This is a genomic window from Mycobacterium sp. 1245111.1, assembly GCF_001673405.1.
Taxonomy (GTDB): domain Bacteria; phylum Actinomycetota; class Actinomycetes; order Mycobacteriales; family Mycobacteriaceae; genus Mycobacterium.
Genome location: NZ_LZLV01000110.1, coordinates 35,002 through 59,659 on the forward strand (window position 1 = coordinate 35,002; position 24,658 = coordinate 59,659).

General features: G+C 66.6%; 19 protein-coding genes. 8 read left to right on the top strand and 11 right to left on the bottom strand.

Annotation, left to right across the window (positions count from 1 at the left end):
• Window positions 1-11: 11 nt before the first annotated feature.
• From egtA to A5658_RS16285, 5 genes are all read right to left on the bottom strand, one after another.
• The gene (gene egtA, locus A5658_RS16270; RefSeq protein ID WP_067337144.1) at window positions 12-1,289 is read right to left on the bottom strand and encodes an ergothioneine biosynthesis glutamate--cysteine ligase EgtA; all 1,278 of its coding nucleotides are present in this window, start codon (window positions 1,287-1,289) and stop codon (window positions 12-14) included.
• A gap of 100 nt (window positions 1,290-1,389) precedes the next feature.
• On the bottom strand, window positions 1,390-2,040 hold the full coding sequence (locus A5658_RS16275) for a sensor domain-containing protein (protein ID WP_067337147.1): 651 nt from the start codon (window positions 2,038-2,040) through the stop codon (window positions 1,390-1,392).
• Window positions 2,041-2,048: 8 nt separating this feature from the next.
• Complete coding sequence (locus A5658_RS28160) at window positions 2,049-2,456, bottom strand: hypothetical protein (protein WP_067337149.1); 408 nt, start codon at window positions 2,454-2,456, stop codon at window positions 2,049-2,051.
• An 89-nt stretch (window positions 2,457-2,545) separates the two neighbouring features.
• Window positions 2,546-2,722, bottom strand: a complete 177-nt coding sequence (locus tag A5658_RS28165; protein WP_156751505.1) for a hypothetical protein — start codon at window positions 2,720-2,722, stop codon at window positions 2,546-2,548.
• Window positions 2,723-2,838: 116 nt separating this feature from the next.
• Window positions 2,839-3,180, bottom strand: a complete 342-nt coding sequence (locus tag A5658_RS16285; RefSeq protein ID WP_082993209.1) for a hypothetical protein — start codon at window positions 3,178-3,180, stop codon at window positions 2,839-2,841.
• A 136-nt stretch (window positions 3,181-3,316) separates the two neighbouring features.
• Between A5658_RS16285 and A5658_RS16290 the strand changes: the two genes are divergently transcribed.
• From A5658_RS16290 to A5658_RS16305, 4 genes are all read left to right on the top strand, one after another.
• Entirely contained in the window at window positions 3,317-5,980 is a 2,664-nt protein-coding gene (locus tag A5658_RS16290) for an adenylate/guanylate cyclase domain-containing protein (RefSeq protein ID WP_067337155.1), read from the top strand.
• 32 nt (window positions 5,981-6,012) lie between these two features.
• The gene (locus A5658_RS16295; RefSeq protein WP_082993213.1) at window positions 6,013-9,852 is read left to right on the top strand and encodes an AAA family ATPase; all 3,840 of its coding nucleotides are present in this window, start codon (window positions 6,013-6,015) and stop codon (window positions 9,850-9,852) included.
• Between the two features lie 117 nt (window positions 9,853-9,969).
• Complete coding sequence (locus A5658_RS16300) at window positions 9,970-10,824, top strand: mycofactocin-coupled SDR family oxidoreductase (RefSeq protein ID WP_067337161.1); 855 nt, start codon at window positions 9,970-9,972, stop codon at window positions 10,822-10,824.
• Window positions 10,825-10,930: 106 nt separating this feature from the next.
• Window positions 10,931-12,178: an HNH endonuclease signature motif containing protein gene (locus A5658_RS16305; RefSeq protein WP_067337164.1), complete on the top strand. Its 1,248-nt coding sequence runs from the start codon at window positions 10,931-10,933 to the stop codon at window positions 12,176-12,178.
• 24 nt (window positions 12,179-12,202) lie between these two features.
• Here A5658_RS16305 and A5658_RS16310 read toward each other — a convergent pair whose 3' ends face one another.
• From A5658_RS16310 to A5658_RS16330, 5 genes are all read right to left on the bottom strand, one after another.
• Window positions 12,203-13,318, bottom strand: a complete 1,116-nt coding sequence (locus tag A5658_RS16310; RefSeq protein WP_067337229.1) for a DUF4185 domain-containing protein — start codon at window positions 13,316-13,318, stop codon at window positions 12,203-12,205.
• Window positions 13,319-13,349: 31 nt separating this feature from the next.
• Window positions 13,350-14,381 carry an aspartate-semialdehyde dehydrogenase gene (locus A5658_RS16315; RefSeq protein ID WP_067337167.1) on the bottom strand — a complete coding sequence of 344 codons (1,032 nt, stop codon included), beginning with the start codon at window positions 14,379-14,381 and terminating at the stop codon, window positions 13,350-13,352.
• Entirely contained in the window at window positions 14,382-15,647 is a 1,266-nt protein-coding gene (locus tag A5658_RS16320) for an aspartate kinase (RefSeq protein WP_067337170.1), read from the bottom strand.
• Window positions 15,648-15,741: 94 nt separating this feature from the next.
• Window positions 15,742-18,348: a LuxR family transcriptional regulator gene (locus A5658_RS16325; protein WP_231997341.1), complete on the bottom strand. Its 2,607-nt coding sequence runs from the start codon at window positions 18,346-18,348 to the stop codon at window positions 15,742-15,744.
• A gap of 80 nt (window positions 18,349-18,428) precedes the next feature.
• Window positions 18,429-19,268 carry a C1 family peptidase gene (locus tag A5658_RS16330; protein ID WP_082993210.1) on the bottom strand — a complete coding sequence of 280 codons (840 nt, stop codon included), beginning with the start codon at window positions 19,266-19,268 and terminating at the stop codon, window positions 18,429-18,431.
• 263 nt (window positions 19,269-19,531) lie between these two features.
• Here A5658_RS16330 and A5658_RS16335 point away from each other — a divergent pair, with 263 nt between their 5' ends.
• The 4 genes from A5658_RS16335 to leuA all read left to right on the top strand — a co-directional run bounded on the left by A5658_RS16335 (window position 19,532) and on the right by leuA (window position 24,206).
• Complete coding sequence (locus A5658_RS16335; RefSeq protein ID WP_156751506.1) at window positions 19,532-20,587, top strand: hypothetical protein; 1,056 nt, start codon at window positions 19,532-19,534, stop codon at window positions 20,585-20,587.
• Between the two features lie 13 nt (window positions 20,588-20,600).
• Window positions 20,601-21,770, top strand: a complete 1,170-nt coding sequence (locus tag A5658_RS16340) for a DUF4185 domain-containing protein (RefSeq protein ID WP_082993211.1) — start codon at window positions 20,601-20,603, stop codon at window positions 21,768-21,770.
• 38 nt (window positions 21,771-21,808) lie between these two features.
• A complete protein-coding gene (locus tag A5658_RS16345; RefSeq protein ID WP_067337175.1) occupies window positions 21,809-22,198 on the top strand; it encodes a ParB N-terminal domain-containing protein in 390 nt (129 codons plus the stop codon).
• Between the two features lie 121 nt (window positions 22,199-22,319).
• Window positions 22,320-24,206 (top strand): 2-isopropylmalate synthase, encoded by a 1,887-nt coding sequence (gene leuA, locus A5658_RS16350; protein ID WP_082993215.1) that lies wholly within the window; start codon window positions 22,320-22,322, stop codon window positions 24,204-24,206.
• Between the two features lie 4 nt (window positions 24,207-24,210).
• Here leuA and A5658_RS16355 read toward each other — a convergent pair whose 3' ends face one another.
• On the bottom strand, window positions 24,211-24,630 hold the full coding sequence (locus A5658_RS16355) for a hypothetical protein (protein WP_067337181.1): 420 nt from the start codon (window positions 24,628-24,630) through the stop codon (window positions 24,211-24,213).
• Window positions 24,631-24,658 lie beyond the last annotated feature (28 nt).

A 24,658-nucleotide genomic window follows, 5' to 3' on the forward strand; every position in this document is an offset into this window, starting at 1 on the left:
AGCGCGCGAGCTCACTGCTCCCCTACCGCCAGGGCGGTCACGGTGGCCGCGATGCCGCGTTCGACTACCCGGTCGGAGAAGTCGTCGGCCGGGCAGCGGCCTTGCGCCACCGCGTCGGCGAGGCGCCGCATCCCCTCGCTGAGCCCGGCGGGTGCACGCTCGGCCGCGATCGCCACGCATCGGTTGGCGGCGCTGAAGATCCGCTGGTCGCCCATGCCGATCCGAGCTGCGGTGTCCCACGCAGTGGCGACGGATTCGACCGCCTCGGCGGCCAGGCCGGCCGCAACCGGGTCGTCGAGCAGCGTCACCAGCGTGAACACCACCGCCGGCCAGATGTCGGCGGGAACGCTGTCCAGATAGCGGATCTCCAGCCATTGCCGTGGCCGCACCGGCGGAAACAGCGTGGTCAGGTGGTACTCGAGGTCGTAGCGGGTGGGCCGGCGTCCGCCGAGCAGCTCGCGGCCGTCGGCCCAGTCGGCGAACGGCAGGTAATGGGTCACCGGCACCGGCTCGGGACTGTGGACCAGCATCACCGGCGCCTTGAGCGCGTAGCGCGCCCAGTCGGTGCCGGGATCTTCGCCACTGGCGGTCAGGATGGGCCCGCAGCGCGCCGAGTCGAGCTGGCTCCACACCCGCTGCCGGGTCGAGCGCCAGCCGGAGAACTTGCCGCCGAGCAACGGGGAGTTTGCCGAGATCGCGACCATCACCGGCCCGAGCGCATGGGCCAACCGGACACGGTCCGCCCAGCCGGATTGCGGGCCGGCGTCGAGATTGACTTGAACGGACGCGGTGGAGGTCATCATCGCCGCGCCCGCTTCACCGGTGTGGCTGGCCGTGAAGAACTGCTCCATCGCGCGATAGCGCGCTCCCGGGTTGACCCGCTTGGCCGGCCGCAGCGGATCGGCGCCCAGCGAGACCAGGCCCAACCCGGCGGCATCGAAGGCCTTACTCAGGACCGCCTGGTCGCTGGCAAGCGCGTCGATCGCGCCCGTCACACCCAACGCCGGCGGGCCCGAGAGTTCCACCGCGCCACCGGGTTCGACGGTGACCACGCTTTCGCCGGGCATCGACGGCAGCGACTCGAGAACCTCGGTGATCTCATCCCAGGCCGGGCGGCGGTGCGGGTCGGTCGGGTCGTAACAGTGCGCCTCGACCTCCAGACCGACCCGGCCGACCGGACCGTCGGCCAGGCAGGTCCCGGCGACGAACTGCGCGGCGGCCGACGCACTGGCGAATTCCTCGTCAGCAAGGCATGCGGGATCAAGGCGAGGCGCGACGGCAAACGCCATGTTCCGATCCCTCCGGCCCTGGTTGCGCGCGGCTACCCAACGATAGTCACAAGACTCATCTTCCAGATGGCACCGACATATTCCCGAGGGCTTTACGGGACTATTGTCCGAGCGCGTTCTGGATGGCGCCGGCCAGTACGTTCACGGCCGGACCGCCGTTGCCGGACTGACAGACTTTGGCTTGCAGCACGACGTTTTCCCGCAGCCGGGTCTGGACGAAACATCGCCGGTCGGTGCCGGCCTCCTGCTTGCTCCACGCCGCGTCGGCGGCGCCGGCCGGACCACCGTCGAACGACCACACCTGCGTGGTGCCGTTGTCCAGGTGCATGGGCGTGGTCTGACCCGAACAACCAACCGTGCGGTCCACCACCCGGTGGAACGCCGCGTCGGCCGCGGCGCCGGTGGCGAACACCCCGACTGCCTGCTTGACGAAATGCGTCTGGTCGGTGGGCGACGTCTGCGTGCTGGCCCCGTTGAACGACGCCAGATCCGGGTCGTCGTAGACCTCCGGCAACCCGATGTCGGCCCAGTTGTTGCACGCCGGATTGTCGACGAAGTAACTCTGGAACGGCTGAGTGAACAGCGACTCCTCACGCATAGGACCGCCGACGATGTTGCCCACCGAACCCTTGCCCAAAACGGCGTAGCTCACCACGCCGGGATCCGACGGACGGGCGGCGGCGATCGGGGCGGCGATTACGGCTGCGGCGCAACCGAATACGACTGCGACCGAAGAGACCCGCCTGGTCATAGCCGCCGCTACGGCGTGTACGTCGGAGGTGGCGGCGGAGGCTCGTCGGGACCGCCGTGCCCACCGTGGCCGCCGTGGCCGCCGGGTGCGCCGGGCCCCATTCCCGGTCCCCACGGGCCCCACGGACCCGCACCCGGCGGGAACGGTCCGCCCGGGAAGACGACATAGGGCGGCGGGCCGTCGGGGCCACCCGGCACGTCCGGCGCGAACATCCCATGGTGGTGGCGATATTGCGGGCCGTGGCCGCTGACCTCGGCACCGGCGAAAAAGACGACCGCCAGCACGAAAACGGTGCCGGCCACGATCACCACCCACGCCGCGGCCTGATAGAGCCGGGCGTGCTTCGCTGCAAGCGGGGGCGCGACGATGTGCGGGCCCGCCGGCGGCTGGATCGGAGGTTCGGGTGCTTGGGTCATGTGTCGATCATGCCCAGCCACGGTCCGGCCATCAACCAGCAGCGCAGGCGAGTCGGGAGATCAACTCGATTGGCAGGTCGCCCGCCGCACTAATAACCGAGCACCCAGGCGAATTTCAGGAGCACGACGGCAATCAGCGTTACCCCGGCGATGATCGCCACCCACGCGGCGGCCTGATAGAGCCGCTCGGATTGCGGTGTCGGAGCCAATAAAGGCACCGGCGCGGCGGGCGACGGCGGGGCGGACGGCTCGGGACTCTCGCTCATACCCCGCATAATGCCTCAGGTCTGAGGCGTCCGCGACCAGTCCATTACCGGGGTGGGGTACCCAAAATGAGGGGCCCGGCGCCTCCTGAGGGACGCCGGGCTGGTGGAATCTGAGGCTACGGCTGCGCCGGCGCCAACGACGGAGCAACCGACTCCGGCGTCTGCGACGGACCCGGGCCGCCGATGCCGTGATGGAATCCGGCGCCCTGGCCGTGTTGCGGGCCACCCTGGTGGTTCATCATCGAGTGGTGACGCCAGCCGTGGTGGTGGCAGTGGTGATGGCCCAGGTGGGCGACCCTGAAGCCGGCGAAGAAGACGCTCAAGACGATGAACACGATGCCGGCGATGATTCCGACCCAGGCCGCGAATCGGTAGAGCCAATACGGTTTGACCGCCACTGCTGCCGGCTCTGTGGCAACCGTGGTCGGTGTTGTTGGGGTGTCAGGTGTTTCGCTCATACCTGGAATGATGCGGAGCCACGAATAGGTGTCGCTGGGCGCAACTTATGAAACAGCTATGAGTGCGCTGGCCTGACCCGAGCCATGATCCGTCGAGTTCGACGCGGGGCCGAATTCCTTGTGAAATCCTGTGAGGATGTCCGCGGGGCCCCCGCCAGCTGGTGTCGTGACGTTTCTGTTCACCGACGTCGAGGGTTCGACCCGTCGGTGGGAAGCCGACGCCGATGCGATGCGGGCGGCGTTGACGGCGCACGATGACACGCTGAGGACTGCGATCGACGCCCACGGCGGCGTGTTGTTCAAGCACACCGGTGATGGAGTCTGTGCCGCGTTTGCTTCGCCGAGGGCGGCAGTCGATGCCGCGGTGGCTGCGCAGCGCAAGTTGGAGTTGCCGGTGCGGATGGGGCTGGCGACCGGCGAGGCCGAACTGCGCGACGGGGATTACTTCGGTGCGGTGCTCAACCGGGCCGCACGGGTGATGGCCGCCGGGCACGGCGGTCAGATATTGGTCGACGCCGCCACCGTGGAGCTTCTGTCCGGTGTAAAGCTGGCCGATCTGGGGGTACGACGGCTTCGCGACATTTCCAGACCCGTCAACATTTTTCAGGTTGTGGCGGATGGACTTCGTACGGACTTTCCGGCGCTGCTGACGCTCGATTCGACACCGGGCAATCTACGGTCAGCTACCACCAGCTTTCTCGGGCGTGAGGCCGAAATCGCAGATCTGCTGGCAACGCTCAAGGCACACCGATTGGTAACGCTCACCGGCCCGGGTGGCGTTGGCAAGACTCGGCTCGCGGTGGAGGTTGCAGCGCGTCTGGCAGCTGAATTCGTGGACGGAGTTTGGGTGGTTGAGCTCGCTCCCGTCGGTGATCCCGCCGCTGTCGCCGAGGCGGTCGCGGCAACGCTCGGGCTCACTCAACAACCGGGCATGAACCTCGCCGACAGCGTGGCCGCCGCGCTCGAGGGGCGCTCCAGGCTGCTGGTGTTCGACAACTGCGAACACCTTCTCGACGCCGCCGCCGAGCTAGTTGACGCGATACTGCAGCACTCGGCAACGGTGAAGATCTTGGCCACCAGCAGGGAGGGCCTGCGGTTGGCCGACGAGCAATTGTGGCCAGTGCCATCGCTGGACACCCGTGATGGAGCGGACTCGACCGCAGCAGCATTGTTCGTCGAACGCGCGAAAGCCGTGTCGCCCACATTGGCGTTGAGCGACACCGATCAGGCGAACGCGGTGGCCGAAGTTTGTCGTCGCCTCGACGGCATCCCGCTGGCTATCGAATTGGCCGCGTCGCGAATGCAATCCATGACCGCCGCCGAATTGCACGAGCGCCTTGATGACCGATTTCGCCTGCTCACAGGATCCCGGCGCGGTCTCGAGCGCCACCAGACCCTCCGGCAGGCGGTTCAATGGTCCTACGATCTGCTCGACGATAACGAAAAGTCCCTTCTGGCAAGGTGTTCGGTGTTCGCCGGCGGATTCGACTTGGCCGCTGCGCGCGCGATCGCAGACTCCGGTGACGAGCTTGCAGTGCTGGACCTACTCGACGCATTGGTCCGCAAGTCGCTTCTGGTCGCCGGACAATCGTCTGGCCGGACGCGGTATTCGATGCTGGAGACCATCCGCCAGTTCGCCGAAGAGCAACTGGTCAGTAGCGGCGAGGCCGACCGCACCCGCGATGGGCACGCCCACTACTTCGCGGCACGCGAAGACGAGATGCTGGCACTGTGGGATAGCCCCCGTCAGCGCGAGAGCTATGAGTGGCTGGCGCGCGAACTGCCAAACTTGCGTGCCGCGTTCCGCTGGAGCGTCGATCGCGGCGACTTGGACAACGCCGCGACGATCGCCTTCTACGCCTCATTTCTCGGTGTGTGTTCTTACACCTTCGAGCCAGTGACCTGGGCGGAAGAGCTCATCGGGCCCGCGCAGGCCGCCGACCACCGGCGGCTTGTGCAGCTGTGCGCAATGGCCGCACAATGCTATGCCGCCGGCCGCGTCGATGAAGCGATCAGCTTTATCAAGGTCGGCCAGGCGGCCCTTCAGCGCGGCGGCTACGCCGACCTCCCGTTCGGTTTCGAGTCAACCCTCGGCACGGCGTACCACCTGAAGGGTGAGCCGGAGAAGACGGTGGCGATGATTCGCCAAACGATTGCGAGAACGTCCGGCGCGGACATAGTCCCGTGCACGCAGCTGGCGATGTCGCTGGCCAACGCCGGCGCCTTCGACGATGCCATGGAGGCCGCGGAGGGCCTACTGGCGGCGGCAGACGCCACCGACAATCCGTTTCTCAAAGCGTTTGCGCTGAACGGGCATGGCTGGACCCACCGCGGCGCCGACCCCGCGGCAGCCTACGACGTCAGTCGTCGTGCGATGCAGATTGCGCACGACAGTGGCAATCGGTTCATCGAGTCAACTATTTTCGTTGGGCTGTCGAGGATTGCCGCTAACCAGGGCGATCCCATCGAAGCCCTCGATTACATGGTTTCCGCCGCCCGCGGTTACCAGGAATCGGGCAGCTTTTTGCTGATAACCGGCCCGCTGGCGATGATCGCCATTCTTTTCGATCGACTTGGCCGGTATGAAGCGGCCGCAACCATCATGGGATACGGCGACGTGCCAGGATCTCGTCTGGTCTTTCCCGAGGTTGATTCGGTGATCGCTCATCTGCGTGAGGTTTTCGGCGACCCGGGCTACGAATCGCTGGCACGCAAGGGAAAGTCGATGACCATCGCCGCGATCGTGACGTACGCGTTCGACGAAATCGAGCAAGCCCGAACAGAATTGAAGGGTGGCTGAGCGTGTCCGCGACGTCTGCTCCTTCGGGGGTGGTGACGTTTCTGTTCACCGACGTCGAGGGTTCGACCCGTCGGTGGGAAGCCGACGCCGATGCGATGCGGGCGGCGTTGACGGCGCACGATGACACGCTGAGGACTGCGATCGACGCCCACGGCGGCGTGTTGTTCAAGCACACCGGTGATGGAGTCTGTGCCGCGTTTGCTTCGCCGAGGGCGGCAGTCGATGCCGCGGTGGCTGCGCAGCGCAAGTTGGAGTTGCCGGTGCGGATGGGGCTGGCGACCGGCGAGGCCGAACTGCGCGACGGGGATTACTTCGGTGCGGTGCTCAACCGGGCCGCACGAGTGATGGCCGCCGGGCACGGCGGTCAGATTCTCGTGGCTGACTCGACCGCGGGACTCGTCAGCGGCGTCGCGCTGGTCGATTTAGGCCCGCGACGATTGCGCGATGTCCCGATGCCGGTCAAGGTGTTCCAGGTGCAAGCCGAGGGCTTGCTTAGCGAGTTTCCGCCGCTGCGCGCGCTGGATACGAGTTCGGGGAATCTGCGGCGGGCGAGTTCGAGCTTGATCGGACGCGAGTCCGACGTTGCCGAGGTGCAAGCCGCAGTCAAGGCCCATCGGCTGGTGACACTGACCGGCGTGGGCGGAGTCGGCAAGACCCGCCTGGCGGTCGAGGTCGCTGACCGGCTCGCCGACGAGTTCCCGGACGGGGTTTGGCTGTTCGAATTGGCCACGGTCACTGATCCGACGGCGGTGCCCGACGCGGTGGCAGCGATATTGGGCATCAGCCAGCAACGCGGAAAGTCGGTAACCGAGTCGGTGACCGACGCGCTACAGGGCCGAATCCGCCTGCTGGTCATCGACAACTGTGAACATGTGCTCGACGCCGCGGCTGACCTGGTGGAGGCCATCCTGCTGCATTCGGCGAATGTGAAAGTTCTCGCTACCAGCCGCGAAGGATTAGGGGTTGCCGCCGAGCAGATTTGGCGTGTGCCGTCACTTGACGTCAGTGCCGGAATCAAATCAGCGGCTGTACAGCTTTTCGTCGAGCGTGCGCAAAGTGTCGCGTCGGACTTCTCCATGGCTCACCCCACCGAGGCGTCCGCAGTAGTCGACATTTGCCGCAGACTGGACGGGATTCCGCTGGCCGTCGAACTTGCAGGATCGCGAATGGCGTCGATGAGCGCCAGTGACGTGCGTAATCGGCTTGATCAACGGTTCCGGCTGCTGGTCGGGTCAAGACGCGGACTGGCGCGCCATCAAACTTTGCGTCATGCGGTCGCGTGGTCGTACGACCTCCTCGACGACGCGGAAAAGTCACTGCTGGAACGATGTTCGGTATTCGCCGGCGGCTTTGACATCGAAAGCGCTTGTGCGGTAAGCGGTTTTGTTGACGAAGACGACTACACCATTCTCGAGGTGCTCGACGCCTTAGTGCGCAAGTCGCTGCTTGCCGCCGAGCGATCTGCTGGTCAAACACGGTATTCAATGCTGGAGACGATCCGCCAATTCGCCGAGGAGCAACTCGTCGCCCACGAAGCGGCTACGGAGGCACGCGCCGCACATGCTCGCCACTTCGCCGCAAAAGAAGCCGACATCATGGCGCTGTGGGACAGCCCCCGACAACGTGATGCGTACGACTGGTTTGGAACGGAGTTGGCCAACTTGCGCACCGCGTTTCGCTGGGCGGCCGACGAAGATGACCTTGACGCCGCCGCTGCCATCGCAAGCCTGTCAGGTTGGCTCGCTGTCATGCTGGATAATCTGGAGCCGGTCACCTGGGCTGAAGAAATCGTCGAAGCGGTTCAGGCCGTAGACCATCCGCGTCTGGTGTCGGTGTGTTCGATCGCCTCGCTGTGCTACCTGCTCGGCCGAATCGACGACTCCTTGGCCTATAACAACGTTGGTCGGACGGCAATAGAGCGCGGTATCGGTGGTGCGCCACTCGGCCTGCACGATCTTTGGCTAGGAGCCGTCTACAGCGCCATCGGCGAACCGGAGCAATACGCCAATTTCTACCGTGAGCACTTAGCCCGCTGTCAGGATGTTTGTGGACTCACGCGGGCCTGCATCGTCGTATCACTGGCGAACGCAGGTCATGGTGACGAAGCGCGATCTGCCGCATCCGGAATGATCGAGGCCGCCGAAGCGACCCACAACCCTTATGTCATCTCATTCTCGTTGCTGTGCTACGCCATGGCGTGGAGTGCGGAAGACCCTCATGGGGCGCTCGACGCTTTGGGCAGGGGACAGGCGATCGCCGAAGAAAGCGGCAATCGGACCGTGCAGACCTATCTTGCGATGACACGGGCGATGACCCTGTCCCGAATGGAGGCCGGCCGGACCGATCCGCTGGTCGCCCTCGACAACATCGCGCAGGCAATCCGGACCTATTCGAGCGCGGACAACGTCGGTCAGATCCGAGCCGCGCTCGGACTGCTCGTGACGTTTCTCGCCCGGCATGAACACTACGAAACAGCTGCCGTTGTAGCCGGTTTCGCGCGCGTCGCTCCTACGGCCGCGGGGATGGTAGCAGAGTTCCGTACCGCGGCCGCGCACCTGCGCCATATGCTCGGCGACCAGACCTACGAATCACTCGCCCGCAGGGGCGAAACGATGACGACCGCCGAGATCGCTAACTATGCCTACGATCAAATCGACAGGGCCCGAACAGAACTAAGCCAACACCTAGCGCTATTCCACCTTCTGGCAGATGACAAGGGCCTCGACGTAGTCCCAGCGATAGCGGTCGGGGGCCTCCGCGACGCGCTCCTGGAGCTGTGCGAAAAACTCAGCGAGGAGACCTGCGGCGCGGGCCTCGCCCTCGCGCGCGAACGCACGGAGGAAGAGCGGCCCTCCCCATGCGACCACGCTCTGCACGTATTCCCGTGCGAACACCGCGGGATCGTCGTGCCAGTAGGGATTGTCGAGACGGAACAGCTCGCAGCTTTCGAGTTCGAGCCCGGCGAAGCGCCCGCCGCCCGCCTCGAACGGAGCCCGGAACTCGTCGAGAGTGCGCGCCCAGACCGGAACGACGGCCGCGGTGACGGCGGCGTCGCTAATCCGATCCGAGCGGCGCCACTCGGCCAGCAAGAGGTTCATGTCGCCGATGATCTCGTCGTAGAGCCCGGTCCTGCGCGGGCATGGGGCGGTGGAGGCCGGGACGGCGGCGATAAACCATCCGCCTGGCGCCAGCTCCACTGCGCGCATCCCAAGCAATCGCTCCCAATTTCGCGCTGCGGCGTTGCGCCAGGCGCGGCGCTCGTTCTCGTCCACTTGGTCGGGATGGCCGGGGAAGATCGAGCCGGTTACGGCAAGGTCGGCGGCGTCGGGCACCCAGTGCATGCACGTCCCGCTGACGGCGATATGCACCGTGCCCGGTGGCAGGCAGGGCGCCTGGTGGAGCGGGATTCCGGCCATGGAGACAACCGTCGCCGGCGGCGGAACGTGATCAAGCGCTCGTCGCCAGCCCGCGCCGTGGGCCTCCGGCACGGAGTAATGGGCGCCCATCCCGGTGTCGGCAACGCCGGGACCGGCCTCGTCCGGCGCAGGGATGAGAACGATCTCACCCTCGTGGGCAGCCGCGTCGAAGGCGTCTCGCAGGTGCCGCGCGGCGATGCCCCACGCGTTCGTCGGGAGATCGACGAGCGCGTAGAGCAGCGGCCGGCCGCCGCGCAGCGCCGCGAGACCACGGATCAGGCCGTGGGAATTCACCCCATCGGCCGCGCCCAAATCGGCCACGCGGAGCACCGGTTCGTTCGTGAGCTGCTCCGCGGCGGCCAGCACGGCAGGATGCGCCGCCTCGAAGGCCGCGCGCTGCGAAAGAGCATGCTGCGCATAGTCATCCGCCATGCTCGAGAGCTCAGGGCGACGTGATGGCGTGGCGCTTCCTTCCTCACGCGGCGCCGCCTTTCAGCGCGACCGGGTCCATCGTCCCACAAATGTGCGCCTCGAAATAATTTATCCGCCAACATATTCGGGATACTGTCGGTCATGGCTGGGCGAGTCGAAGGCAAGGTCGCATTCATCACTGGGGCGGCGCGCGGTCAGGGCCGAACGCATGCGATTCGATTGGCGCAAGAAGGTGCGGACATCATCGCCATCGACATCTGTCGGCCGATCGAGGGATTCTTAGACCCGTCGCCGACACCGGCGGACCTGGCCGAAACCGCGGATCTAGTGCGGGAACACAACCGCCGCATAATGACCGCCGAGGTCGACGTGCGCGACTACGAGTCCCTCAAGGCCGCAGTGGACAGCGGCGTGGACCAGCTGGGCCGGCTGGACGTGATCGTCGCCAATGCAGGGATCAGCAACGCCGGCAACGACGACGGCGGCAGACTCGACAAAGTCGGCGAACAAGATTGGCAGGACATGATCGACGTGAACCTGTCGGGCGTGTGGAAGACCGTGAAAGCCGGTGTGCCCCATATGTTGGCAGGCGGCCGCGGGGGTTCGATCGTGCTGACAAGTTCGGTCAACGGGTTCAAGGCCTACAACAATCTGCTTCTCGGTCATTACGTGGCGTCCAAACACGGTGTCGTTGGTTTGATGCGGGCGTTCGCGGTCGAATTGGGACAGCACATGATCCGCGTCAACTCGGTGCATCCCACTTTCGTGGACACGCCGATGCTGCTGAACGAGGGGCTCTACAGATTTGTCCGGCCCGACCTCGAGAATCCCGGGCCTGACGATTTGGCTCCGTTCTGCCAGGCATTCCACACGCTGCCGATTCCGTGGGTGGAGGCGCAGGACATCAGCAACGCGGTGCTGTTCCTCGCCTCCGACGAATCCCGCTACATCACCGGTGTCACACTGCCGATCGATGCCGGCCAATGCCTGAAATAGCACCGTTTCTGTTTCGGCGATGTCGACGGCGTGTGTGCCGCGTTCACGTTTTAGATGGCGGGATCGGCGGCCGAAACGTGTCGGACCCTGGTGTGACGATGGGGTTATGTCGTTGACCGCATTGGCTCCTGAGGTGGTGAGCCGTGCTGCGCGTCTTGAGGTGTTGTTTGAGGAGTTGGCGGAGTTAGCGGGTCAGCGCAACGCGATTGACGGGCGGATTGTGGAGATCGTCGCGGAGATGGATCGCGACGAGCTGTGCGGGGCGACGGGTGCGCGGTCGGTGGCGGCGTTGGTGGCCTGGAAGCTGGGTGCGTCGTCGGGACATGCCCACACGATCACCACGGTGGCGCGCCGGCTCGAGGAGTTTCCCCGCTGCGCGGCGGGGATGCGGCAGGGCCGGCTGTCGCTGGATCAGCTCGGGGTGATCGCCGCACGCGCGGGTGCGGGCTCTGATGCCCATTACGCGCAGCTGGCCGCGGTCGCGACGGTCAACCAGTTGCGCACCGCGGTCAACCTGGAGCCCCGACCCGAACCCGATGCTGGCCCACAACCGGGGCCCTCGATCACCAAGACCACCGACGAGCAGTTCAGCTGGTGGCGGATCAAACTGGGGCACCTGGATGCGGCGACGTTCGACGCCGCACTGGGGGCTCATCGTGATGCGCTGGTCACCGAGTGGAAACGCGATCACGACGACAGCGAGGGCGCAACGGATGTCGCGCCGCCGATGCCGGGCACCCTCGAGGCGTTCCTGCGCCTGGTCGCCTCGGGCTGGGACGCCGAAGCCACCCGCCGGCCCCACGGGCAGCACACCACCGTGGTGGTGCACCTCGACGTGGAGAAGCGTGCTGGCGCCCTGCATCTGGGTCCGCTGCTGTCTGATGCCGAGCGCGCAGAGCTGACCTGTGATGCCACCTGCGAAGTCTGGTTTCACCGCCACGGCGAGCCGATCGGGGCCGGGCGGGCGACGCGGCTGATCAACCGGCGGCTGCGCCGTGCGCTCGAGCACCGCGACCGCACGTGCGCGGTTCCCGGGTGCGGGGCCACCCGCGGTCTGCACGCCCACCACATCCGGCACTGGGAAGACGGCGGTGAGACCGAGCTGGCCAACCTGGTGCTGGTCTGCCCGTATCACCACCGCTTGCACCACCGCGGCGACATCACCATCACCGGACCCGCCGACCAGCTCGTCATCACCGACAGCTCCGGTACCGAGTTGCACCCAGGATCAATCGCACGCCCACCCAAACAACCCCCACCAGCGGTCGCACCCTGGACCGGGCCCCTCGGCGAACGCGCCGACTGGTGGTGGTACACACCCTTCCAACCACAACCCCCACCAACCAACAACTGACGTACCTAAGGAACGGTCGCTCAGTTACGGCTGCGACCAGGGCTTGAACGGATTGACGGCGAACTGGATCACCCGGTACGGCGAGCGGGCGCGCGCATCGCTGTTGTGCCATTGGCTGACAAACACGCGCACCTCGTCCAGCGTCGAGCCGGGCGAGATGTAGCCGCCGTACGGCTGAGCCAGCCGGTTGTCGTGCGGATCGGGCAGGCTTTCGGCGGGCTCGGGCCAGTCGTCGTGCTGGACCACCGTGGTGACCGGGGCGCTGCTCAACGAGGTCGGATCGTCGGCCACTCGCACTTCCATGTTTCCGGTGCTTGCGTTGAAATACGACAACACCGACTTGCCGTCGATCTGCGTCATGCTGATCTCGCCAATCTGGTCGCCCCACAACGGGATTGGGGATTTCCCCCAGCCGCCGTCGGGACCTGGCGCCCAGCCCTGCCAACGGGATCGGTCGCCGAAATTCTCCGGCGCGACGCGGTAGAGCACCATCGGCTGACTGCGGTCGAAGCTGTCGGCGACGAGGTAGACCCAGCCGGTCTGCGACTCCGGGGTCGGTATCGGGTCGTAGTAGCCGCTGATCTGCGACTGCTGCCCGCCAGCATAGTCGGCGTCGCGGACTGAACCGGCCACTGTCTGCCAAAGCCCTTGTATCGGCTCGGCTTTCACCAACCGTGAGTTCTGCGGAACCAGGTCTTTGGTGGTGGTGATCAACACGTAGTTCTGCCGGTTGATCCGCACGGTCCCAGCCGGCAGCTGGGATGCGCCGGCCGGAGTGGGGTCGGCCAGCAACGGCTCGTTGATTCCGGTGACCCCGGTGTATTTCACGCCATCCGGATCATCGACCGACGAGGTGTCCACCCGCAACGCGATCGGCGAAAACCAGCCGCCGAAGCCGACCCCTTGACCGGCAAAGCTGTCGCCGCAGACTTGCACGACATCGGTGGGAAATTCCAGGAACACGCACAGATCGGTCGCACCTATCCCGTAGTCGCGGGTCGGCGTGCCGGTACCCGCGGCGGGGCCGATGCGGATCACCTCGCCGGGCGCCAACGGCTGCAACACCGGCTGCGGCATCGGTGCCGGCGGATCGGCATAGGCGGGCGAAAACCCTTGGCAGGCAAGCAAACCTGCGAACATGAGTGAGCGGCGGGCGAGGGTCACCCGCAAATCACAGCTCGGCGGCGAGTAACTCGGCGATTTGAATAGTGTTCAGTGCCGCGCCTTTACGCAGATTGTCCCCGGAAACGAACAGGGCCAGTCCGCGGCCGTCGGGTGCGCCGGGGTCGCGCCGGATCCGGCCGACCAGCGACTCGTCGACACCGGCGGCGGCCAGCGGCGTCGGCACGTCGACCACCTTCACCCCGGGGGCGGTGCCAAGGATTTCGCGAGCGCGTTGCGGCGAAAGCGGTTGCGCGAATTCGGCATTGATCGACAGCGAGTGACCTGTGAACACTGGCACCCGGACGCAGGTGCCGCTGACCAGTAGGTCCGGAATGCCCAGGATCTTGCGGCTCTCGTTGCGCAGCTTCTGGTCTTCGTCGGTTTCGCCGGAGTCGTCGTCGACCAGCTTGCCGGCCAGCGGAACGACATTGAAGGCGATCGGCGCGACGTACGTCTTCGGAGCCGGGAACGGCAACGCGTTGCCGTCGTGCACCAACTGCTCGGCACCGTCGATGACGGCGCGGGCCTGCTCGGCCAGCTCGGACACCCCGGCCAGCCCGCTGCCGGACACGGCCTGGTAGCTCGACACCACCAGCCGGACCAGCTGGGCCTCGTCGTGCAACACCTTGAGCACCGGCATCGCGGCCATCGTCGTGCAGTTGGGGTTGGCGATGATCCCCTTCGGCCGGTGCTTCGCGTCGGCAAAGTTGACCTCGGACACCACCAGCGGCACGTCGTCGTCCTTGCGGAACGCCGACGAGTTGTCGATCACGGTCACACCGGCCGCCGCGAACCGCGGCGCCTGGACCCGCGACATCGTCGCACCCGCGGAGAACAAGGCGATGTCCAGACCGGTCGGGTCAGCCGTTTCGGCGTCCTCGACCTCGATCTCCTGACCGCGGAACGGCAGCTTGCGGCCCTGCGACCGGGCCGAGGCGAAGAACCGCACATCGGTCGCCGGGAAATCACGCTCGTCGAGCAACCTGCGCATCACCTGGCCCACCTGGCCGGTGGCGCCCACTACCCCAATGGCAACCATCTATCGTCCTGTCCCCGCATACACCGTGGCCTCCTCGGCACCGCCGAGGCCGAATGCTTCGTGTAACGCGACGACGGCCTTGTCTAGTTCGGTGTCGCGGCAGAGCACGGAAATCCGGATCTCCGACGTGGAGATCAGGTCGATGTTGACGCCGACCTGGGCGAGCGCCTCACAGAACGTGGCGGTGACCCCGGGATGGCTGCGCATACCGGCGCCGATCAACGAGACCTTGCCGATGTGATCGTCGTAAAGCACTTGGCTGAACCCGATCTCGTCCTTCATCGCGTCCAGCTTGGCCACCGCGGCCGGACCGGCGTCGCGGGGGCAGGTGAAGGTGATGTCGGTCTTGCCGTTCTCGATCTTGGAGACGTTCTGCAGCACCATGTCGATGTTGACGTCGGCGTCGGCGACGGCGCGGAAGATCTTCGCGGCATAGCCCGGGTAGTCCGGGATGCCGACGACGGTCACCTTGGCCTCGCTGCGGTCGTGTGCGACGCCGGTCAGGATGGGTTCTTCCATGGGTATGTCCTCGATCGATCCGGTGACGATGGTGCCGGGCTTGTCCGAATACGACGAGCGGACGTGCACCGGGATGTTGTAGCGGCGGGCGTATTCCACGCAGCGAAGCATCAGGACCTTCGCCCCGCAGGCGGCCATTTCGAGCATCTCCTCGAAGGTGACCGTGTCCAGCCGGCGGGCGTTGGGGACGATCCGCGGGTCGGCGCTGAAGATGCCGTCCACGTCGGTGTAGATCTCGCAGACGTCGGCGTGCAGCGCCGCGGCCAGCGCGACCGCGGTGGTGTCCGAGCCGCCGCGGCCCAGCGTGGTGACGTCCCGGGTGTCCTGGCTGACCCCCTGGAACCCCGCGACCAGCACGATCCGGCCCTCGTCGAGGGCGGCCTGCAGCCGGGTCGGGGTGACGTCGATGATCTTGGCCTTGCCGTGGGCACCGGTGGTGATGACGCCGGCCTGCGACCCGGTGAACGACCGGGCCTGCGCACCCAGCGACTCGATGGCCATCGCGACCAGCGCGTTCGAGATCCGCTCGCCGGCGGTCAGCAGCATGTCCAGCTCACGCGCCGGCGGGGCCGGGCACACCTGCTGGGCCAGATCGAGCAGGTTGTCGGTGGTGTCGCCCATCGCGGAAACCACCACCACGACGTCGTTGCCCTGCTTTTTGGTCTCGACGATGCGTTCGGCGACACGACGGATCCGGTCGGCGTCGGCCACCGACGATCCGCCGTATTTCTGCACGACGAGCGCCACTGTTGCTCTCTCAGGTCTTCAGTACTGGCAAGTAATAGGTCGAAGACAGAATACGTGTGACGGCGCCGGGGTTTTACCGCCGACCGACAGGGGCTCAGCTGCCGCGGCCCCGCCGGACCACCAGCGCCAGACCTTCCCGGTCGGTGACGTCCAGCTTGATGCAGGCCCGGTAGATGTGGCCCTCCACGGTGCGGGTCGACACCACCAGCCGGTCGGCGATGTCGCGGTTGCTCAGGCCTTGGGCGACGAAGCTGGCGATCTCGCGTTCGCGTGGGCTCAGCGGCAGCGGCTGCGACGCCACCTCCAACGCGGGTGTCTGCACGCCACCGCAGGCTGTCGCCAACCGGTCGGCGGCCGCCGCCGCATCCTGGGACTGCCGCCGGTCCTCGGCCGCCCTGAACAACGCCGCGGCTTGAGCCATCGCGTCCGCCGCCGACAGCAACACCCCGAGTCGCTCGAATTGCTCTGCGGCGGACTGTAATTCAATCGCATCCGACTCCAACAGCGCCGCAGCATGCTTGGCGTAGACCGTGGCGAGTGGGCCGCCGATGCTCTGCGCGACGTCGACGAGCCGTTGCAGCGAGGTGAGGTCGCCGAACCGGGCGGCATCGTGCAGGGCGAACATCTCCACGGCTCGTTGTCCGGAGTCCCTGGCCAGGTCGGCCGCTTCGAGCGCGCGCCCGATGGCCGCGCTGACGTGGCCTTCCGCGGCGGCCAGCCAGGCTTCGACCAGGCGGAACTGCGGCTCGAACACGGCCACATGTCGGCCGACCTTGCTGCGCAGCTCGCCGACGATCTTGGCGCCCGCCTCGACATTGCCGAGCACGCAATGGGATTGCGCCAGCAGCATCCCGGCCGGAAAGCTCCACGAGGCGGCGGATTCCGCGGCCAGCGCGGCGACGGTTTCCTCCATCCGGGGCGCGGCGGAACCGAACTGCCCGCGGGCCACTTCGATTGTGCCGAACAAGACGTTGGCCATCCCCCAGGCCAGATACTGGCCGGGCGACGAGATCTGGCCGATGGCCCCCGATCGGGCTTCGGCCTCGTCGAAGTCGGCGACCAGGGTCAGCGCGCGAATCTCGCCAAGCGCGGTGGGATAGCGCAGCAGGCCGTCGACCTTGTTCTCGATCTGGCGTCCGCGTTGCACGATGGCCGCCGCGTCGTCGACGCGCCCGCTGAGCGCCGCGGCCAGCGTGCCGCCGAACACCGCCCACTCGACCGCCGGCGGTGACGCCGTCGCGTCGTCGAGCACCCGCTGTGACGCGACGGCAGCCTCGTCGAGCAGGTTCTCAAACGCCCGAGTCGTCGACGCGACCCCCTCGACGACCAGCCGCAGCGCGGGGTGCGTCACCCGGCTTTGCAGCAGCTGGAGGACCTCGTCGGCCCGGGCGGCGTCGCCCATCGCCCAGTGCAGGTTCGCGATTCGCGCCATGCCCCACCGCACCAGGTCCAACTCGTCCATCTGGTCGGGATCGAACGCCGTCAGAATCTCTTCGGCCTCGGCGGGCTTGCCTTGCCACAGCAGCGAACGCGCGAGCAACTCGCTGGCGACCAGGTCGCCGCCGCGATCCACCGCGGCGCGCGCCAAGCGTTCGCCCAACGTGATGTTGGTGAGCGAGATCGCGTCCTGGGCGGCGGCGGCGAACAGTTCGGTGTCGGCGGTCGCGTCGCTGTCGAGTGCCAGTTCCGCAAGCCGAATGCGTTGCGCGGGTGCATGAATCGGCTGATGCTGCATCGTGGCGAACAACTCGCCTTTGAGCCGGCGGGTGGCGGCCCGCCCCAGTCCGCGCCGGATCACTTCGCCATAGAGCGGATGGCTGAACCGGACGTTCAGGGCGGGGCCGTCCTCGACGACGCGGATCAACCCACGGCGCTCGACGGCCTCGACGGTTTCGGCTCCGACCATCGCCGACAGGGTGTCTAGCGAGAGCGGCTCGGCGAACGACAGCAGCTGCAGGGTGTGCGCGTCGTCTTCAGGAAGCTGCTCGATCCGCGCGTCGAGCAGCGACGCGAGCTCCGAGGTCACCGCGGTACGGCCGCGCAGCTGCCACACCCCCCGCACCTGCCGCAGCGTGCCGGCTTCGAGTGCACCCTCGACGAGATGCCGGATGTAGAGCGCGTTGCCGCACGACGCCGCCCACATCAGATCGCCGGACATGCCTTCCAGTCGTCCGCCGAGGGCTTCCTCCACCAATCCCAGGCACTGCTTCTTGCTGAACGGCGTCAACTTCAGCCGTTTGAGGTAGCCGTCCTTCCACAACGAGGTGATCGCGTCGGGCACCGCTTCGCCATCGCGGACGGCCGCGACGATGCGCACCGATCCGTCCAGCGCCAGCTGATGAACCAGCGTCGCCGACAGGTGGTCGAGCAGGTGCGCGTCGTCGACGCCGATGATCGAGTGCTCGGCGGCGCGGATCGTTTCGCGAGCGGCAGCCAGCCCGGCGATCGGATCACGGGACGCGGCCGGGCCGACCAGATGCGCGAAGACACCCAACGGGATTGACCGCGCCGACTCGGTTCCGGCCACCCAGTGCACCGGCGTCGGCAACGATTGCGTCACCGCCCGGGCCAGAGTTGTCTTGCCCACACCGGCGTCGCCGAAGAGCACAATTCCGGCAAAATCTTTCCCCCCGGCCAACGCCGAGCGGATAGCGCCGAATTCGTCCTCCCGACGCACGATCGGCCAGGACCGAGTGTCCACGAGCAGGGATAATACCGCTAATCCGGACGGCGGATCCGGACTAGCGGTATTAGTCACTAGATTTCGCCTCTTGTTCTCGGCTATGACGAAACCGCCTGAATCGCCCAGAAGTCGCTCGCCAGGTGTGCGTGGCTGACCAGCGAGGTGTCAGAGCTGACTTTGGATCCGGTCAGGTACTGGTAGGGCATGTAGAAGTAGCCCTGGTCGCCCCACGACGCTCCCCACGAATTGCGAACGATGACATGGCTTTTGGCGTCCGAGTAGCCCACCGCCAGCACGGCGTGGCCACCGACGACGGATTCACCCTTCTTGGGCAACGGCATCACCCCGGTCTGCGCGACCGCCTGCGATTCGAAGCTCTCGTAGACGGTGAACCCGAACACGACCGCGAAATTCGATGCGATGGCGTCTTTGAGCTCGCCGAGAGTCTGGATCGACTCGTACTGGACGGCCTTGTCCTTGGTCGCGGCGACGTAGCAGCGCTGCGGCGGCTTCACCGTGAACATCCCGATGTCGTAGGGCCACAGTGTCTCCGGGCACACACCTTGGGTGTTGACCACTTTGATGCCATCCCTGATGACTGCGCCGGAGTCGCTGGATACCGTGCCCTCCAGCGCTCGTTCGTTGTAGTAGACGAACAGTCGCGAGGGGATGAAATCGGGCAGCCCCTGACGATCCCGCTCGTACTCCATCGCTCCGGCGATCGCATTGCCGGTGCACGACCCGAGCTGCCCCTGGTCGTAAACCGGTGGCATCGACGGCCGCAAGTCGGCTGCCGGCGGGAGGTTCCCCAGCCGCCGCGCGTACATCCTGTCCCGGGCGTCCGGCAGCTGCGGCCGCCAGCCATAGCCGCGGACATGGCTCCAATCCTGCTGGATTTCAGCGGTTTTGGCTGGACGCCTTTCGTGTAGAACGGTCATTTCATCCTCCTGGTGGTGTGGTGGTTCGTCGACCGTAGGAACGGGCACCGCGATCTGGCATGCGTACCGGGCTACCCGACTTCTCGCGGGGCGGGTGCAGCGCGGTAGGTAACGCGGGCCCGGCGGCGACACACGTCGGGCCGGCGGGTAACCGCACATTCGCGGCCGAAGAACGAGTAGCGCGCTACGCGTGCCGCCCTCGGGTGAGAGCGGCAACGCTTGGCCCCGAGCCACAAGCACCCACCGAAAGGCAGACGGCCGTGTTGAGCACACAGATTGACGACAAAAAACTGGACGACATCTCGTCGGGCCGAACGTTCCCGATCAACGACTACGCCCTCGAGCGGATCATCTATCGCGCGCCGCATGCGCCGCTGGCGTCGATCCCGTGGCCGGACGGGCTCATTCCGCGCGCCACGGCGTACGACCGGCCGGCCGATCAACCCCTGCCGCGCGCCGACGTCGTCGTCGTGACGTGGACGGTGGCCGAGGGGCAGGCGCTGGCGGACGTGCTGACACCCGGCCTGCCGAGCATGACGTGGAAGCCGTACGCGCACCGGTGGGAGACCTACGTCCCCCAGCTGACCACCCGTTCACCGGCCCGCCAGGCCGGCTGCCTGGGGTACGTCGCGCGGACCAAGATCGGCGGGGTCAACGTGCTGCTGATCAAGTCGGAATTGCACCTGGCCACCGACGCGATCTCGGCTCCGATCGTCGCGCTCTGGCAGCAGATCGTCGACGAGGCGCGACCAAGCCTGGTCATCACCACCGGGACCGCCGGAGGCATCGGGGCCAAGACGCAGCTGGGCGACGTCTTCGTCGTCACCAACGCGAAGTTCAACTGCACCAAGGACTTCAAGAGCAAGCCGTGGGCTCAGCGACTCTTCACCGGTGCCGCGATTCACGCCGAGAGCTACGCGCCGATGTTCGGTGCCCTGACGGCTCCGAACGCAGAGCACCTGTCGCCGGTCGCGTTTCGGCCGCCGACGTTGACGTTCGGCGCCGCAGCGGGCGGTGTGGAAACGGTCGACTATTTCGGTTTCGCCAATACCACCGACTCTTTCGGCATCGTCCGCGACTATCCCGACGCCCGAACCGAGGAGATGGACGACGCCACGTTGCCGCTGGCGCTGACGGACGTGCCCCGCCCGCCGCTGTGGTGCTCGATCCGCAACGCCAGCGACCCGCAGGTCTCGTCAGACATCGGTGACCTCGACGCTCAACGGCGCTGGGCCAATCAGATCTACAAGCGATACGGCTACTGGACGACAATTGGGTCGGCCATCGCCACCTGGGCCGTGATCGCCAACCTGAGCTGAAGGGGAGCACCCGATGCCCACGACCGGAAAACGTTCCACCGCAACCACATCGACCCGCGCCCGTCGGCCCCGCGTGAAACGCGCGGCCGCTGTGATCGTGCCGTCGGCGGGCTACCTCGGCGACATCACCGGGCCGGGCATCACCGACGGGTGGGGCGTGACCTCCACCGATCTGGGTGTGTGCGCGGTGGCGCCCAACGGGAAGCTGGTCAGCGTGTTCGGCGACACGTTCTCCGGAAACAGCGTCGGCCAGGGCGACTGGCGGTCCCCGGTCGCCCTGATCGGGACCGGGGACGCGAAAACCCGTATCCAGTACCAGGCCGCGGCCGGCGCAGACCCCCACTACGCCGAGCAGCTGTGGCCCTACGTGCACGACAGCGCACCGTGGAACCGCGGCGGCATCAGCACCGTGATTCCCTCCGACCTACTCGTGATCGACCAGACGATGTATCTGCACGCAATCGTCAACCGCGGCTTCGGCAATGTCATCTGGACCGGCATCTGGAGCTCGACCGACAACGGCGTCACCTGGCAGGAAATGGGCCCGCAGGCCACCTTCCCGGCCTCGATGGACAACGGCTACGCGCAACTGTGGTCGTGGGATTACAACCCCGACGACGGCTGGGTTTACGTGGTGTCCACCGGATTTCAGCGCGACAAGGGCATCATCCTGCGGCGCGTGCGCCCGGACGACGTCGGCGACGGGAGCAAGTACTCGGGCTGGGGTTGGGACGGCAACCAGTGGGCCTGGGACAACCCGCCCACACCGATCACGCCGCCTGCCGAGACCTGGGGCGAGCTGACGCTCCGCCGACTGGACAGCGGCACGTGGATCCTGGGCGGTTTCCTGTCGTCGGGGTACGCCCTGGGCTACCGCGCGATCGACTCCCCCACCGCCAACCTCTATGAGGCCCCGATCCAGACGCCGGTGGTCGGATCGACGTGGGATGGCCAGGACCTGGCCAACAACCAGGTCGCGCAGCTCTACGGTGGCTACGTCCTGCCGGGCTCGACGCTGGACAGGGCCGGCGGGGTGGGCCTGGTGGTGTCGCAGTGGGACACCGCGACCGGTTGGCCGTATCGCGCGATGCAGTTCAAGGTGACGCTCACCGACACCACCAAAGCGAAAGCGACAGCGCCGGCGCCCAGCGCCCGACGACGCCCGCCGCGTCGTCGCGTCTGATATGCAGGGGGCCGACACTACGACGAGAGGTGGCGGCCATGGCCAGCGGTTCCGCGGTGCTGTGGGGGGACGAGCCCGACGAGCACGACTACCCGGCAGCGGCCGACTACCTCGCGCTGCTGGCGTCGTCCGAGCAGATCGCCGAGATCGTGGCCGCGTTGAAACACGCCCCGGTGGTACACAAGAAGGCCAAGGACCTGCTGCGGGCCTCGCAGCTCGCGCTGTTGCCGAAAGACAACTTCCACGTGCAGCGCGACCTGAAGAAGATCAAGAAGGGCAAGAAGCTGTCGCCGATCCTGGTCGTGCGCGGAAATCTCGATGCCGGGGTAGCCATGCAGATCGCCGACGGCTACCACCGGGTTTGCGCGAGTTACTACACCGACGAGAACACCGACATCCCGGTGCGAATCGTCCCGCCGACCAAGTAGCCGCCGGGGGTTTTGGCCAACCACGCAGGCGCGGTAAACTACTGGGCGTGCAGCGGGTGCTCCTTCTCGGACGCCGCGACGGGGCCTGATCCAGACCGGCTTCCTGTCGCGGGTGTTCGCGATGCGCCGGTCTACGAATCTTGAGAGGCCCATCTCAGGCCCCGCCCTCGAAACCGGAGCAATCACCGTGACTAGCACTTCCAAACCGTCGGCCGAATCTCCCGACGCGTACTCATACAGCCGCACCATCACCAAACCCGCGGGCCCACCTAATCCCGGCCAGCCCGCGTGGAACACCCAGCGCGGATCGTCGATGCCGGTCAGCCGATACCGACCGTTCGCCGACGAAGTCGAGCCGATCCGGCTGCCCGACCGCACTTGGCCCGACAAGGTCATCGCTCACGCCCCGCAGTGGTGCGCCGTCGACCTGCGTGATGGCAACCAGGCGCTGATCGACCCGATGAGCCCGGCCCGCAAGCGCCGGATGTTCGATCTGTTGGTCCGGATGGGCTACAAGGAGATCGAGGTCGGATTCCCGTCGGCCAGCCAGACCGACTTCGACTTCGTGCGCGAGATCATCACCGAGGGAGCGATTCCCGACGACGTGACCATCCAGGTGCTGACGCAGTGCCGGCCCGAGCTGATCGAGCGAACCTTTGAGGCGTGCAGCGGTGCTTCTCAAGCCATCGTGCACTTCTACAACTCGACGTCAATCCTGCAGCGCCGCGTGGTGTTTCGAGCCGATCGGGCGGCGGTACAGGCGATCGCCACCGACGGGGCCCGCAAGTGCGTGCAGGAGGCGGCCAAATACCCTGGCACGCAATGGCGTTTCGAGTACTCGCCGGAGTCCTACACCGGCACCGAACTCGAATACGCCAAGGAAGTCTGCGACGCGGTCGGCGACGTCATCCAGCCGACACCGGACAAGCCGATCATCTTCAACCTGCCGGCCACCGTCGAGATGGCCACCCCGAACGTCTACGCCGACTCGATCGAATGGATGAGCCGCAACCTGAAGCGGCGCGATTCGGTCATCCTGAGCCTGCATCCGCACAACGACCGCGGAACTGGCGTCGCCGCAGCCGAATTGGGCTACCAAGCCGGGGCCGACCGGATCGAGGGTTGCCTGTTCGGCAACGGTGAGCGGACCGGAAACGTCTGCCTGGTGACGCTGGGGCTCAACCAGTTCTCGCGCGGTGTCGACCCGCAGATCGACTTCTCCAACATCGACGAGATCCGTCGCACCGTGGAGTACTGCAACCAGTTGCCGGTGCCCGAACGTCACCCGTACGGTGGCGACCTGGTGTACACCGCGTTCTCCGGCAGCCACCAGGATGCGATCAACAAGGGCCTGGACGCCATGAAAGTCGCTGCGGATGACGCGGATTCGGACGTCGATGACATGCTGTGGCAGGTGCCCTATCTGCCGATCGACCCGCGTGACGTCGGCCGCACCTACGAGGCGGTGATCCGGGTCAACTCGCAGTCCGGCAAGGGCGGGGTGGCCTACATCATGAAGGCCGACCACGGGCTGGCGCTGCCGCGGCGGCTGCAGATCGAGTTCAGCCAGGTCATTCAGAAGATCAGCGAAGGCGAGGGCGGCGAGGTCAGTCCCAAGGCGATGTGGGAGGCATTCTCCGAGGAGTACATCGCACCGATCCGGCCGCTCGAGCGGATCAAGCAGCGCGTGGACGCCTCCGAGGAGGACCACGGCGTCACCCGGATCGCGGCGACAGTCAAGGTCGACGGCGTCGAGCGAGAGATCACCGGCTCGGGTAACGGGCCGCTGGCCGCGTTTGTCGACGCGCTGGCGAGCATCGACTTCGACGTGGCCGTGCTGGACTACTCCGAGCACGCGATGAGCGGCGGCGAGGATGCCCAGGCGGCGGCCTACGTCGAGGCATCGATCGGTGGCAGAACGGTGTGGGGCGTGGGTATCGCGCCGTCGATCACCACCGCGTCGCTGCGGGCCGTGGTGTCGGCGGTCAACCGGGCCGCGCGGAGCTGACGCGTCAGGCCGAGACCTTGGCCAGCAGCATCCCGGCCAAGGTCTGGGCCTGCACGCAGCTGTCGGCGCCGACGATCAGGTAGATCCAGCCTTTGAGCACGTCCACGGTGGCCGGCGGGGCCACGAAACAGAACGCCTGATCGCCCAGCCCCGGGACGTTCTGGACCTTGCCCGCGCTCTGCTTGTTGACCGCGAATCCCTTGGCTTGGGACTCGAGGCACTTCTTGTCGACGGGCTTGCCGTCGATGCAGTACTCGTTGTTCCAGTACATCTTGAAGCTCACGTCGTTGCCGGCCGTCGGGATCGACGTGCACTGCGCTTCGCTCGGGGATTGGCTGCCCTCGGCCGCCGGGAACGCGCTGCCCATCACCTTGCTGATCTCGGCCGCGCTGAGCAGGCTGCAGAAGTTGTCGGGTACGTGCACGCCGGATGTCTTTGCCGCTGAGTCATTT

Excerpts from the sequence above, each read along its gene's own strand:
- A5658_RS28165 (WP_156751505.1), bottom strand. The coding sequence starts at position 2,722 with ATGAGCGAGAGTCCCGAGCCGTCCGCCCCGCCGTCGCCCGCCGCGCCG.
- A5658_RS16300 (WP_067337161.1), top strand. The coding sequence starts at position 9,970 with ATGGCTGGGCGAGTCGAAGGCAAGGTCGCATTCATCACTGGGGCGGCG.
- A5658_RS16340 (WP_082993211.1), top strand. The coding sequence starts at position 20,601 with ATGCCCACGACCGGAAAACGTTCCACCGCAACCACATCGACCCGCGCC.
- leuA (WP_082993215.1), top strand. The coding sequence starts at position 22,320 with ATGCGCCGGTCTACGAATCTTGAGAGGCCCATCTCAGGCCCCGCCCTC.
- A5658_RS16305 (WP_067337164.1), top strand. The coding sequence starts at position 10,931 with ATGTCGTTGACCGCATTGGCTCCTGAGGTGGTGAGCCGTGCTGCGCGT.
- A5658_RS16285 (WP_082993209.1), bottom strand. The coding sequence starts at position 3,180 with ATGAGCGAAACACCTGACACCCCAACAACACCGACCACGGTTGCCACA.
- egtA (WP_067337144.1), bottom strand. The coding sequence starts at position 1,289 with ATGGCGTTTGCCGTCGCGCCTCGCCTTGATCCCGCATGCCTTGCTGAC.
- A5658_RS16315 (WP_067337167.1), bottom strand. The coding sequence starts at position 14,381 with ATGGTTGCCATTGGGGTAGTGGGCGCCACCGGCCAGGTGGGCCAGGTG.
- A5658_RS28160 (WP_067337149.1), bottom strand. The coding sequence starts at position 2,456 with ATGACCCAAGCACCCGAACCTCCGATCCAGCCGCCGGCGGGCCCGCAC.
- A5658_RS16330 (WP_082993210.1), bottom strand. The coding sequence starts at position 19,268 with ATGACCGTTCTACACGAAAGGCGTCCAGCCAAAACCGCTGAAATCCAG.
- A5658_RS16275 (WP_067337147.1), bottom strand. The coding sequence starts at position 2,040 with ATGACCAGGCGGGTCTCTTCGGTCGCAGTCGTATTCGGTTGCGCCGCA.
- A5658_RS16310 (WP_067337229.1), bottom strand. The coding sequence starts at position 13,318 with ATGTTCGCAGGTTTGCTTGCCTGCCAAGGGTTTTCGCCCGCCTATGCC.
- A5658_RS16290 (WP_067337155.1), top strand. The coding sequence starts at position 3,317 with ATGTCCGCGGGGCCCCCGCCAGCTGGTGTCGTGACGTTTCTGTTCACC.
- A5658_RS16345 (WP_067337175.1), top strand. The coding sequence starts at position 21,809 with ATGGCCAGCGGTTCCGCGGTGCTGTGGGGGGACGAGCCCGACGAGCAC.